The following is a 12569-nucleotide window of genomic DNA, read 5'->3' on the forward strand; positions in this document are numbered from 1 at the left end:
TGCCTAAAGCGCCTCGCTGGCCTGCTTACGGCGCAGGCCGTCCTGGATCACCGCCAGGATCTCCTCCAGCAAGGCCGGCTTGACCACATGCGCCTTGAAACCGGATTCGGCGGTCCGCTGCCGGTCCGAATTCTGTCCGTAGCCGCTGTAGGCGATCAGGTACGGGGGATCGGGCTGTGCGCGCAGGGCGGCGGCGACGTCATGGCCCGACAGCGCACCGGGCAATTCCAGGTCGCACAGCACGACGTCGCAGGGCGCTGCTCGGCAAATCGAAATCGCACGCTCGGCATCGGTCGCGATGTCCACGGTGAAGCCCTCCATCCGCAGCAGCACCGCCAGTGCCTCGGCGTTCTCGGCTTCGTCGTCGACGATCAGCACGTGGCCGAGCAGTCGCGGCCGCGACGCGGCCCTTGGGGCCTGCGGTTCCGGTGTGTTGTCGAGCAACGGCAGCCGCACCGAGAAGCACGTGCCCCGCCCCAATCCGGCACTGTCCACCGAGACCGATCCGCCGTGCAGCATCGCGATCTTCTGCACGATGTTGAGGCCGAGCCCGAGGCCTCGCGCGCGCCACGCGGTCGCCTGCACGAACGGGTCGAACAGGCTGGCGCGCACGTCCGGGGCGATGCCTTGCCCTTCATCGGCGACCTCGACCAGCGCCTGGGTGGCCTCGCGGCGCAGCGTGATGCGCACCGCCTGACCCGCCGCGCTGGCCTTGATCGCGTTGGACACCAGGTTGTCGAACACCTGCCGCAGACGGGCGTGGTCGCCCTGCACGAAGCACGGCGACGGGCCGGTCGGCGGCAACAGCCGCACCGCCTCGCCCTCGGCCTTCAACAGGTTATCCATCCGCACTTCCTGCAGTAGCACCATCAGGTCGGTGGGCTCGCGGCGCAATTCGATCTTGCCCTGGGTGACCCGCGCGGTGTCGAGCAGGTCGTCGACCATGCGCTGCAGGTGGCGGCTCTGCCGGCCCATGGTGGCGAGCGCCTGCGAGCGCTGCAGCTCATCGATGTCGGTCCGCGTCAGCAGTTCACAGGCGGTGGTCACGCCCGAGAGCGGATTGCGCAGCTCATGGCTGAGCACGGCCAGGAACTGGCTGACGCGCTGGTGGGCTGCGGCCAGGGTTTCCAGCGCGCGCTTCTGGTCCTCGATGTCGGTGCTGGCGCCGTACCAGCTGCGGATCCGGCGCGGCTGGTCGCGCGGGCCTTCCTCCTGCAGCCCGTAAATGGGAATGCCCTTGACCATGTGCCAGCGGTATTGACCGTCGGCGCGGCGGAACCGCAGCTCCAGGTTCAGCGGCTCGCCGCCGGCGATCGCCGACTCCCACGCGACGGTGGCCTGCGCCAGGTCGTCGGGATGGGTGACCTGCTGCCAACCGGTATCGCCGCCCAGGCCGGTGTATTCGTCCCACAGCTTGTTCTGGTAGCGGATACGCCCATCCGGATCGGCCATCCACACCATGTTCGGCAGGTTTTCCAGCAATGCGCGCTGTTCGGCCTCGGCGCGCTGCAGCTGTCCCTCAACCAGCCGGCGGTCGTGCACGTCGCGCATGGTGCCGATCCACTCCACGGTCGCGCCGCTGGCGTCGGGCACCGGCACCGCACGCACCGCCATGTGGCGATATACGTTGCCGTGGGTGCGCGCGCGGTACTCGATCTCCACCGAGCGGCCGGTGGCGCGGGCGCTCTCCCACGCGCCGCGTACCTGTGCGACGTCGTCGGGGTGCACCGCACCGAGCCAGCCGGTGCCGCGATACTCCTCGCGCGACTGGCCGGTCAGCGTGTCCCAGCCCGAAGCGTCGACCATGTTGCCGTCGCGGTCTGCATGCCAGACGATCGCCGCCGATGCCAGGACCAGGCTGCGCAGCCGCCGCTCGCTGGCAGCGACCTGCTCGGCGGCGCGGATGCGGTCGCTGATTTCGTGGGCGTGCACCACCACGCCCTCGACCTCCTCACCGCCGGGCTGGTGCGGAACGTAGTGCACATCGAAATGGTGGGCCTCGCCGGCGCGGTCGAACGTGGCGGGGAAGCGCACGGTCTCGCCCGCGAACGCCCGGTCCAGGTAGGGCGCGATGACCTGGAGCATCTCGGGCTCGTGCACCGCGGCCAGCTTGGCGCCCTGGATGTCCTTGCCCGGATACCACACCTCGTACAGGCGGTTGAACAGGCGGTAGCGCCGGCCGCGGTCGAGGTAGCCGATGAAGGCGGGGATGCGGTCGATGATCGAACGCATCAGCAGGCGCTGGGTGCGCAGCGTGGTGTCGATGCGCTTGCGCTCGGTGACGTCGACCGCAAGCAGCGCGACCTCGTCCTCGGCCACGACCACGGCGGTCAACAGCAGCCAGGCGGTGCTGCCGTCGGGCCGCAGCACCTGCACTTCGCGCGGGCCGTAGACGCCGGTGCGCTGCAGGGTCTGGCGCAGCCCCATCGGCGAAGACGCATCGGGCAGCCGGTCCCAGTGCAGGGACTGGTCGAGGTCGGCCTCGCCCAGCAGCATGCGCCGGAAGGCCCGGTTGCCGAGCCAGCGCTGGCCGGGCAGGTCGGTGAAGCAGATGCCCCACAGATCGGTCTCGAACACCGCGCGAAGTTTCCGTTCGCTCAGCGCCAGGGCAGCCTCGTGCTGGTCCGAACGCCGGCGGATGAACAGCAGCCGCCCCAGTGCATCTTTGGACGAGCTGCGCAGGCGGATGCTGGTGACCGCCAGCGAACCGATCGCCGGCAACGGCGCATCGATCACCACCGTCGCCAGGTGCGCCCCGCCGCCTGCATCCGGGTCGGGCTGGTCGAATGCTGCCGCGTGCAGGCCGGGCACCAGTTCGGCGATCGCCCGCCCCTGCGCGTGGCGAGCCGACACCCCGAGCAGATGCTCGGCCGCGGGATTGAAGTAGCGCACGCGTTCGGCGTCGTCGATCGCGATCACGCCGTCATCGATGCCGCGCAGCACCGTGGCCAGATGCGCCTGCCGCTCGATCGCGACCCGGCGCTGCTCGCGCGACTGCGAAATCAGCAGCACCACCAGGCTGGCGATCACGGTGAACACCACGATCCAGGGCGGATCGCTGTCGAGGCCGGCCTGCGGCACCAGCCACGCGACCGCCAGCACCGCCACGATCGCGGCGAACCCGCCGCGCCGCCCGGCAAGCACCGCCGCGGCGATCACCGCCAGGTAGCACACGCTCATCGGCAGCACGCCGCCGGCGTTGCGGCCGTAGTAGGCGTACAGCGACGCGGCGATCGCGACCAGGATCAGCGCGACGACGATGTCCCTGAGCCATAACCACGACGCGGCCGCGCGTTCGTTCATCGCTGCGTTGGCTGATTACCCGGGTGGGCGCCGGAGGGCCGCTCGCCCGGAACGCCGCTGACGGATGACCGATCGCAGCCGGGCTGAGCGCTCAACAGTGCCGCCGAGCGGCGGCAGGCACCCTCCACGCGATCGAGGTTGACCCGCGCCTGATCGACCTGCCCCGCGTCGAGCAACGACCTGGCCGCGGCCGCGGCCATCGTCGCGGTGTTGACCTCGTTACGCAGCCGGTGCACCCACTGCGTAAAGGCGGTCACCTCAGGCGACGGCGGATCTACCATCAGCCCTCCGCCGTCGGCGCGTTGCCGCGCAACCGCGCCAACTGGTTGTGGATGGTGCGCACGCTGACGCCCAGCGCCTCGGCGGTGCGGGTGCGGTCGTTGTCGAAATGGGCCAGCGTCTTGAGCAGCATCTCGCGCTCGATCTCGGCATAGCTGGTGCCCACGGTGAACGAGACCGTGGTCGCGTCATGATGCACCGGGGCACTGCGGCGATAACCCGTCGTCACCTTGACCTCGTGCCCGCTGCTGACCAGGAACGCTCGCTGGACCGCGCTGCGCAGCTCGCGCACGTTGCCCGGCCAACGGTGCTGCAGCAGCACCCGGTCGGTGCCCGGCGCGAACCGTTTGGCGATCTCGTAGTGGGCGTTGAGCCGGTCCAGGAAGAACTGCGCCAGCAGCACCACGTCGCGGCCCCGCGAGCGCAGTGGCGGCAGTTCGACGTGGAAGTCGGCCAACCGGTAGAACAGGTCCTCGCGCAGTGCGCCGGCCTCGACCGCGGCCATCGGCTCGCGGTTGGTCGCCGCGACCACGCGCACGTCGGTGTCGATGCCTTCGCTGCCGCCGACCCGCGTCACCGTTGCGGTCTCCAGCACGCGCAGCAGGTAGACCTGCAGCGACGGCGGCATCTCGGTGATCTCGTCGAGAAACAGGGTGCCGCGGTTGGCCTGCTCGAAGAACCCGACGTGCCGGGTGGCCGCACCGGTGAAGCTGCCGCGTTCGTGGCCGAACAGGTGGCTGGCGAGCAGGTCCGGCGCAATCGCGCCGCAGTTCACCGCCACGAACGGCCCGCGCCGCCCGCTCTGCTCGTGCACCGCACGCGCGACCAGTTCCTTGCCGGTGCCGCTTTCGCCGGAGATCAGCACCGTCACCTGGGTCGGCGCGACCCGGCCCAGTTCCTGGTGCAGGCGCTGGATGGCGCCGCATTCGCCGATCATGCCGGCGCGTTCCACCGGCACCCGGGTCGTCTGCGCGCGTGCCGCAGCCTGCGACAGCAATGCCTCGAACTGCTCCGGGCATAGCGGCTTGATCAGGTAGTCGACCACCGGCAGCGATACGGCCTTGGCGGCTGACTCGACCGACGGCTGGCCGGTCACGACCGCGATCTGGCCGTGCTCGAGCAGGTCGAAATCGTCCAGCAGGTCGAACCCGCTGCCGTCGGGCAAGGTCAGGTCCAGCAGCATCAGGTCGAGGGCCGGCAGATGCGTGAACCGCCGCGACTGCTCCAGGCTGTGCGCCATGTACGGGGTGAATCCGCGCGCGCGCGCGAAATCGGCAGCCGCCTGTGCGAAGTCGTGGTCGTCATCGACGATCAGCAGAGTCGGACTGTGCTGCGGCATTCCATCCCCTCCCATCAGTGTCCATCCGAGTACGCGAGGCTAGGCGGCGACGGGTTAATAACGTGTCTTTGCCAACGCTGAAAAACGCTCCGGCCGCGTGAAATCGCTGCACTTCCGTGAAGAACTTTTTGCCCGAGCCGCCGGGCCCGACAGTGCATGCCGGGCTGCTGACGGGAACGATTCTTGCGCCACTCCCGCCGGGTCGGTCTGCCGCTCACGTTGGCCTGCCCTCACGTTGGTCTGCCCCTCATGTTGGCCTGCCCACGTGGGCTGTCCCCGGCGGCTGCAAGCCCTTCCCCTCCTCCCGAACCCGGAGATCCCATGAAAAAGTTAAGTACCTGTCTGGCCGTCAGCGGCGTGCTCGCCGCCAGCGTGGTCGGCGCGTTGATGCTGGCTTCGCCCGGCCCGACCACGCGGGCGCGCCGCCAGTCGCCGCGGCCCGGCCTGGCCTTCCATGCAAAGGCGTTGCGTGCCGGCGTGGCGGCCGTCGCCGCGGGCCGGCTTGCGCAGGAGCGCTCTAATGACGAGGAGTTGCGGCGCCTGGCCGAGCGCATCGAGCAGGACCACATCGCCTCCAATGCAGCCCTGGCCGAAGCCAGCGGCCTGCCGTCGAGCGAGCCGGGACTGGCGCACCAGATCCGGCTCGACCGGCTCGAGCGCCTGTCGAGCGACGCGTTCGACCCTGCCTGGCTGGAGCACATGCATCGTGGCCATGCCCAATCGATCGCGCTTTACCAGCGGGCTGAACGCACCGCCACCGAGCCGCAGACCCTCGCCCTGGTCGAGGACGCACTGGGCATGCTGCGAGGCCACACCGAGCAGATCGATGCTCTGCTGGCGACGGTGCGACCCGGGATGCACGGCGGAGCTCCAGACCACGAGCTCGGCCAGACCAACCCGGAGGATGCGGACGATGCCGGCCCGCAGCCGGGCGCGCTGGCGCACTAGTCACGATTCCAGATCGGGCCCTCCGGGCCAACGGACAGCTCGAAGGCTCGCTGGCACGGGAGTTGCGACATCCAGATCGCCTCATCCCGAGGCGTATCCACAGCTCCCGGAGAGCGACCATGCCGAACAACAATCCGCAGGGTGAAAACCAGCACACCAAGCGTGCCGGTGGCAGCAGCCAGAAGCAGGACAGCCAGAGCAGCAGCGGCCGCAATGGATCGCAGGGCAGCAAGCAGGCCAAGAGCGCTGGTAGCAGCAGTTCCAAAAAGCAACAGCGTTGATGTAAAAGGCGCGCGCGCCCTCCCCTCCCGGGGCGCGCGCCTTTTTCAGGAAATACTGGGACGCTCCTTTTTTCCTCCGGAAATTTCTTCCGCAGCCGCTCCCCGCACAGCCGATCTTTGCGCCGCGGGCATGGCACGTCCCTTGCGACCCTTTTTCTGACCCCCGGCAAAGGGAGCGCAATGAAGGCCCTGACCTACTAAGGCGCGCACGACGTGCGCGTGGAAACCGTCCCCGACCCCATCCTCCAGTACGAGCAGGACGTCGTGCTGCGGGTGACTGCGACCGCCATCTGCGGATCCGACCTGCACCTGTACCGCGGCAGCATCCCACTGGTAAAGGATGGCGACATCCTCGGCCACGAGTTCATGGGCGTCATCGAGGACGTCGGCCCGGGCGTGACCGGGCTCAGGAAGGGCAACCGCGTGGTGGTCCCGTTCAACATCGCCTGCGGCCAGTGCTTCTTCTGCGAGCGCGAGCAGACCGCCGCCTGCGAGAACTCCAATCCCGACCGTGGCGCGATCCTCAACAAGAAGGACATCCCCTCGACCGCCGCGATGTTCGGCTATTCCCATCTGTATGGCGGCGTGCCCGGGGGCCAGGCCGAGTTCGTGCGCGTGCCGTACGCGGACACCAACACCCTGAAGCTGCCCGACGGACTCAGCGACGAGCAGGTGCTGTTCCTGTCCGACATCCTGCCCACCGGCTACCAGGCCGCGGTCAATGCCGGGATCACCCAGGGATCGAGCGTGGCGATCTTCGGCGCCGGGCCGGTCGGCTACATGAGCGCGGCCTGCGCGCGGCTGCTCGGTGCCGAGCGCATCTTCATGGTTGACCACCACCCCTACCGGCTCGATTTCGCCAGGCGAACCTACGGGGTGGAAACGATCGACTTCGACGAGCACGACGACCCGGCACAGCTCATCAACGACGCGATCCAGGGCCGCGGCGTCGACGCGTCGATCGATGCGGTGGGTTTCGAGGCGAAGGGCAGCACGACCGAGACGGTGATGACCAAGCTCAAGATCGAAGGCAGCAGCAGCAAGGTGCTGCGCCAGGCGATCGCCTGCACGCGACGCGGCGGAACAGTCAGCGTGCCCGGCGTGTACGCCGGATTCATCCACGCGTTCCTGTTCGGCGACGCGTTCGACAAGGGCTTGTCCTTCAAGATGGGACAGACCCACGTGCTCAAGTACATGCCGGAGCTGCTGGAGCAAATCCAGATGGGCAACCTGAAGCCGGAGGTGATCATCGCCCATCGCATGCCGGTGTCGGAAGCGGCGCGCGGCTACGAGATGTTCAACGAAAAGCAGGACGACTGCCGCAAGATCGTGTTGACGCCAGGTTGACGTTGTGTCGACGGCAGCTGCGGCCCAGAAAACAGCGGTCGGAAACATTGGTCCTGCAGGCAATAAGTTCACCGCTCCGTCGGATTTGGCACGCTCTGCGAAGGCTCGTCTTGTGGCACGCGAATTGCGACATTCCAGTGTCGGCACCTTGCCGGCGAAACCCCACAATCGGAGCACGTCATGGCTAATCAACGCGATCAACAAGGTCAGGGCCGCCAGGGCCAGAATGAACAACAGCAGGGCCAGGGCCGCCAGGGCCAGAACGAGCAGCAGCAGGGCCAGGGCCGTCAAGGCCAGAGCGAGCAACAGCAGGGCCAGGGCCGCCAGGGCCAGAGCGAGCCACAGCAGGGCCAGGGCATCAATCGAGAACAAGAACAAGACCGCACGCAGCGCCGCTAAGCCTGCCACTGTCGAACGCCTCGGGCCCCTGTCCCGGGGCGTTCTTTTATGTGGCGGCGAGCGGGCGGCGGCGAGCGGGCATTGAAGACACGCCCCAGGCAGGACATCTCGACAACGCTGCGAGAAGGACCTCATGAAGCGTTTCGAGCCCGAAGACCTCTACCGCCACCGCACCTTGCAGGCCCTCGACGGGTCGGCCAGCCACGGCCGTGCAGTGGTCCTGGTGAGCCGCGCCCTGCAGCAAGCCGATCACTACGAATCGATGGTGTGGCGGATCGCGGCCGGCGACGATCCATGCCCGCTCACCTCGCCCGCATTCAGCGCGCAGTCGCCGCGGCTGAGCCCCGACGGCAGCACCCTCGCCTTCCTGTCGAGGCGCGATGGCAACAGCACGAAGGTCCACCTGCTCCCGCTCGACGGCGGTGAGGCGGCCGCGCTGACCGACGAGCACATCCAATCGATCCTGGGCTGGTCCCACGACGGCCACCGGCTGCTCGCAACCGTTCAGGTCGACTGGTGCGAAGACCGCAATGCGCCCGCGGCAGACCCGCCGGCCGAAGGCCCGGTGGTCGCCAACTTCCTGCCCTACAAGCTCGACGGCAGCGGCTACTCGACCGGCCATCGAAGCCATCTGTGCGCATTGGATGCTGACAGCGGCGCGCTCACCGCGCTGGTCGAAGGCGACTTCGACGTCAGTGGGGGATCCTGGTCACCCGACGGCCGCTCGCTGGCGTACACCCGCAAGCGCGCCGGCCGGGAGCGCCATCGCAGCGACCTGTGGCTGGCCGATGCCGACGGTGCCAACGCACGACAGGTCACGCACGACCTCGCTTCGGTCCAGGGCGCGGCCTGGTCGCCCGACGGGCGCTGGATCGCATTCGTTGGCAGCGAGCGCGAAGGCGACTCGCTGCTGGGGCTGTGGCTGCTCGAAGTCGCCCAGGGCTCGCTGGAGCGTCTCGACCGGGAGCTCGAAATAGCCACCGGAAACCCGTTGTGGCACCCCGACGGCGACCGGCTGGCGGTCATCGCCGCATACCGCGGCCTTCAGGAAATCGCCATCGTCGGCGTGCGCGGCGGGCCTACCCGGCGCCTGCACGCCGACCTGCGCCACGTGCTGCAACTGGCACAGCACCGCGACCGGCTGCTGTTCGGCGTCGCCAGCATGCGCCGACCCTGCGAGGTGCATTCGGCGCGCTGGGACGGCGGGGACGAGCAGCGCCACAGCGCTTTCAACCGCGCCTGGTTTGCCCGCCGCAGCCGCCCGCGGGTGTCCAAGCGCGGGTTCGAGGTGCCCGATGGCAACGGCGGCACCGAAATCATCGAGGCCTGGCTGCTGCTGCCGCCGGAGGAAACGTCCGGTCCCTATCCGCTGCTGGTCGACATGCACGGCGGCCCGCACAGTTACACCCTGATCGACTATGCCGCGCATGTGCACTGGTATGCCCTGTGTTCGCGCGGATGGGCGGTGCTGTCGCCGCATGCGGTCGGCTCGGGCAGCTACGGCGGCGAGTTCGCGCGGCGCCTGCGCGGCCACTGGGGCGAACTCGACCTGCCGCAGTATCTGGCGGTCATCCGGACGCTGCAGGACGAAGGCCTGGCCGACGAGCGCCTGGCCTGTACCGGCAAATCCTACGGCGGCTTCCTGAGCGCGTGGTCGATCGGCCAGTGCGACGTGTTCAAGGCCGCGGTGGTATCGGCACCGGTCAGCAATATCGAATCGCATGCGGGCTCGTCCGACAGCGGCTACTACGTCAGCCCGTACGCAATGGACGGTGAGATCAACGAGGTGCGCGAGCGCTACCACGCCCTGTCGCCGGTCAAGTACTGCATCGATGTCGGCGCGGCGACCTTGATCCTGCAAGGCGAGGACGACCAGCGCTGTCCGCTTGGCCAGGCCGAAGAGCTGTTCGCCAACCTGATCCGCTGCTCGAAATCGCCGGTGCAGATGGTGGTCTATCCCGGCGGCAGCCACTCGTTGTCCGGCAGCGGCAAGCCCAGCCACCGAGTCGACTACCACCGCCGACTGACCGACTGGGTGCAGCGCTGGGCCGGGCAGAGAGCCGACGTCTGATTCCGCCGCAGCGCCCTGGCTACGGCTTGCGAGCTCCAATCGTCGCAAGAACGTAGGGTGGGCACGCTTTTCGTGCCCACCGTCGCCGGCCGCAAGAGCGTGCCCACCCTACGCCTGGGCAGCGCTGCCGGCGTTGCGCAGCTTGTCCACGACCGACTCGAACGAGCCCGGCCGTCCCAGCAGGAACCCCTGCAGCTCGCCGATTCCATGCTGCCGCAGCCAGTCGAGCTGCTCCTGCGTCTCCACGCCCTCGGCCACCGTATCCAGGCCGAGTGACTGGGCCAGGCTGATCACCGACTGGCAGATCGAACGGTCGTTGGCGTCTTCGTGCAGGTCGCGCACGAACGAGCGGTCTATTTTCAGGCGCTGTATCGGCAGGCGCTTGAGGTAGGCCAGGCTGGAGTAACCGGTACCGAAGTCGTCGATCGAGATGCTCACCCCCAAGGTCGCCAGGCGCTGCATCGTGTCGATCGCGCGCTCGGGGTGGGCCATGATCACGCTCTCGGTCAGTTCCAGCTCGAGCGCGCCGGGCGGCAGCGAACCGGCCTGCATCGCGCGCACGACATCGGCATGCAGGTCCTCGGTGAACTGCGCGGCCGACACGTTCACCGCCAACCGCACGTGCCCCAGCCCGGCATCGACCAGCATGCGGTGATGCCGCGCCGCTTCCATCAGCACCCAGCGGCCAATCTCGACGATCAACCCGCTTTCCTCGCACACCGCAATGAACTGGCCCGGCGGCAGCTCGCCGAACTCCGGATGCTCCCAGCGCAGCAATGCCTCCAGCCCCAGCGGCCGCCCCAGCGGCGAGAAGATCGGCTGGAACACCAGGCAGAACTCCTCGCGCGCCAGCGCCTCGCGCAGCCGCGAGATCAACCGCAACCGCTGCGACACCTCGCTGTCGAACTCCGGCTGGTAGGGCACCGCACGGTTGCGGCCCTGCCGCTTGGCCTGGTACATCGCCAGGTCGGCGCGGATCAGCAGCGACTCGGCGGTGGTGCCCGATTCGGGATAGGTGCAGTAGCCGATGCTCGGCGTCAGCGTGTAGCTCACTCCCTCGATCTCGATGGGTTCGGACACCTGCGCGGTCGCGCGCTCGAGCACCTGGTCCAGGCTGCGCCGGTCGGAAACCTCGTTGAGCACCATCACGAACTCGTCGCCGCCGAACCGGCCGACGCTGTCGGTGTCGCTCACCAGCGCCGACAGGCGCCTGGCGATGGTGCGCAGCACCGCATCGCCGGCGCCGTGCCCGAGGTTCTCATTGACCAGTTTGAAGTCATCCAGGTCGACGAATATCACCGCCACCTGCCGCCGGTAACGCGCGGCATTGCGCACTGCCTGCCCCAGCCGGTCCAGCAGCAGCTCACGGTTGGGCAGGCCGGTCAGGTCGTCATGGGTCGCGCGCCAGGCGAGTTGCTCCTCATAGCGATGCCGCTCGGTGACATCGGCCAAGACGCCGACGTGATGGGTCACGCATCCTTGTTCGTCGTGCAGCGCATCGAGATGGAAATCATTCCAGAACAGCTCGCCGTTCTTGCGGTAGTTGCGCATCGTGACCGTGGTACCGCGCCCCTCGGCCAGGGCATGGCGCACGGCGGCAAGCGCCGGCTGGTCACGGTCCTCGCCCTGCAGGAAACGGCAGTTGCGGCCCAGCACTTCATCGGCGTCGTAGCCGCTGATCCGCTCGAACGCCGGGTTGACGTAGACGATCGGGTGGTCCTCGGCGACCGCATCGGTGACCACGATCCCGCTGTCGGTGTTCTCCACCGCACGGCGCAGCAGGCGCAACTCGGCCGCCACGCGGTGTTTCTCGGTCAGGTCGAGCATGCCGCCGACCATGCGGATCGGTGCGCCGCGGGCATCGCGCATCAGGAAGCCGCGATCGAGCACCTCGGCATGGCTCCCGTCGCCTCGCTGGAACCGATATTCGTGCTCCCACTCAAGCCGGTCGGAGGCGAGCACGCGCTGCAGGCTCGCCCGGACCGCCTCGATGTCGCCAGGGTGGATCAGCGACTGCCATGTCTGCGTGGCCGAGGGCATTTGTTCCCGGTCATGGCCGAAGCCGCTGTAGAAGCTGTCGCTGAGCCACAGCGTGTCCTTGACGATGTCCCAGTCGTAGATGGCATCGCTAGTGGCGCGCGCGATCAGCCGGAAACGCTGCTCGCTGCACTCGCGCTCGGTCACATCGTGGGCGGCCACGAGCCGCGCCGGCTGGCCGTCGAATTCGACATCGTGCAGGTGGATCTCCGCGCGCAGGGTGCTGCCGTCGCGGCGCCGATGAGTCCACACGCGTCCCTGCACGTGCGCGGCGTCCGACTGCGCCGCGTCCCGCATGGCCTGCCTGTGCTCGGGCGGGCGTATGTTCAGCACGGTCATTTCGAGCAGTTCGCCGCGGCCGTAGCCGTAGTGCTCCAGGGCCGCGTCATTGACCGCCAGGAATTTCAAGGTCTCCAGCTCGAACACCCACATCGGGATCGGATTGTGGTCGAACAGGAAGCGATACTGCGCCTGCGCCTGGTCCAGCAGCGCGCTTGTCGCGGGGCGTAGATCGTTTGCGTCGGCGGAGCGGTCGCGATCGGCATCCATGTCGCCAATCTAGTCC

General features: G+C 68.4%; 9 protein-coding genes. 5 read left to right on the forward strand and 4 right to left on the reverse strand.

Going from position 1 to position 12569, the window contains the following annotated elements; all coding sequences use genetic code 11:
• Positions 1-3 precede the first annotated feature (3 nt).
• The 3 genes from ACJQWM_RS08130 to ACJQWM_RS08140 are packed head-to-tail and all read right to left on the reverse strand — an operon-like array spanning position 4 to position 4921.
• The gene (locus ACJQWM_RS08130; RefSeq protein ID WP_332702303.1) at positions 4-3303 is read right to left on the reverse strand and encodes a PAS domain S-box protein; all 3300 of its coding nucleotides are present in this window, start codon (positions 3301-3303) and stop codon (positions 4-6) included.
• Positions 3300-3584, reverse strand: coding sequence for a hypothetical protein (locus ACJQWM_RS08135; RefSeq protein ID WP_332702305.1), 285 nt, complete (start codon positions 3582-3584; stop codon positions 3300-3302). The genes ACJQWM_RS08130 and ACJQWM_RS08135 overlap by 4 nt, the downstream gene beginning before the upstream one ends.
• The gene (locus ACJQWM_RS08140; protein WP_332702307.1) at positions 3584-4921 is read right to left on the reverse strand and encodes a sigma-54-dependent transcriptional regulator; all 1338 of its coding nucleotides are present in this window, start codon (positions 4919-4921) and stop codon (positions 3584-3586) included. The genes ACJQWM_RS08135 and ACJQWM_RS08140 overlap by 1 nt, the downstream gene beginning before the upstream one ends.
• Before the next feature lie 321 nt (positions 4922-5242).
• Here ACJQWM_RS08140 and ACJQWM_RS08145 point away from each other — a divergent pair, with 321 nt between their 5' ends.
• The 5 genes from ACJQWM_RS08145 to ACJQWM_RS08165 all read left to right on the forward strand — a co-directional run bounded on the left by ACJQWM_RS08145 (position 5243) and on the right by ACJQWM_RS08165 (position 9967).
• Positions 5243-5869, forward strand: a complete 627-nt coding sequence (locus tag ACJQWM_RS08145; protein WP_332702309.1) for a DUF4142 domain-containing protein — start codon at positions 5243-5245, stop codon at positions 5867-5869.
• A gap of 119 nt (positions 5870-5988) precedes the next feature.
• On the forward strand, positions 5989-6150 hold the full coding sequence (locus ACJQWM_RS08150) for a hypothetical protein (protein ID WP_332702311.1): 162 nt from the start codon (positions 5989-5991) through the stop codon (positions 6148-6150).
• A 213-nt stretch (positions 6151-6363) separates the two neighbouring features.
• Positions 6364-7497: a zinc-dependent alcohol dehydrogenase gene (locus ACJQWM_RS08155; RefSeq protein WP_332702312.1), complete on the forward strand. Its 1134-nt coding sequence runs from the start codon at positions 6364-6366 to the stop codon at positions 7495-7497.
• A gap of 180 nt (positions 7498-7677) precedes the next feature.
• Positions 7678-7896, forward strand: a complete 219-nt coding sequence (locus ACJQWM_RS08160) for a hypothetical protein (RefSeq protein WP_332702314.1) — start codon at positions 7678-7680, stop codon at positions 7894-7896.
• 133 nt (positions 7897-8029) lie between these two features.
• Positions 8030-9967, forward strand: a complete 1938-nt coding sequence (locus ACJQWM_RS08165; protein WP_332702316.1) for a S9 family peptidase — start codon at positions 8030-8032, stop codon at positions 9965-9967.
• Positions 9968-10075: 108 nt separating this feature from the next.
• On the opposite strand, the gene ACJQWM_RS08170 is transcribed toward ACJQWM_RS08165, so the two are convergent.
• Positions 10076-12553, reverse strand: a complete 2478-nt coding sequence (locus ACJQWM_RS08170; protein WP_332702318.1) for a sensor domain-containing protein — start codon at positions 12551-12553, stop codon at positions 10076-10078.
• Positions 12554-12569 lie beyond the last annotated feature (16 nt).

The sequence above is a fragment of the Novilysobacter longmucuonensis genome (assembly GCF_046600735.1).
GTDB classification, from domain to species: domain Bacteria; phylum Pseudomonadota; class Gammaproteobacteria; order Xanthomonadales; family Xanthomonadaceae; genus Novilysobacter_A; species Novilysobacter_A longmucuonensis.

Excerpts from the sequence above, each read along its gene's own strand:
- ACJQWM_RS08160 (WP_332702314.1), top strand. The coding sequence starts at position 7,678 with ATGGCTAATCAACGCGATCAACAAGGTCAGGGCCGCCAGGGCCAGAAT.
- ACJQWM_RS08140 (WP_332702307.1), bottom strand. The coding sequence starts at position 4,921 with ATGCCGCAGCACAGTCCGACTCTGCTGATCGTCGATGACGACCACGAC.
- ACJQWM_RS08145 (WP_332702309.1), top strand. The coding sequence starts at position 5,243 with ATGAAAAAGTTAAGTACCTGTCTGGCCGTCAGCGGCGTGCTCGCCGCC.
- ACJQWM_RS08165 (WP_332702316.1), top strand. The coding sequence starts at position 8,030 with ATGAAGCGTTTCGAGCCCGAAGACCTCTACCGCCACCGCACCTTGCAG.
- ACJQWM_RS08130 (WP_332702303.1), bottom strand. The coding sequence starts at position 3,303 with ATGAACGAACGCGCGGCCGCGTCGTGGTTATGGCTCAGGGACATCGTC.
- ACJQWM_RS08170 (WP_332702318.1), bottom strand. The coding sequence starts at position 12,553 with ATGGATGCCGATCGCGACCGCTCCGCCGACGCAAACGATCTACGCCCC.
- ACJQWM_RS08150 (WP_332702311.1), top strand. The coding sequence starts at position 5,989 with ATGCCGAACAACAATCCGCAGGGTGAAAACCAGCACACCAAGCGTGCC.
- ACJQWM_RS08135 (WP_332702305.1), bottom strand. The coding sequence starts at position 3,584 with ATGGTAGATCCGCCGTCGCCTGAGGTGACCGCCTTTACGCAGTGGGTG.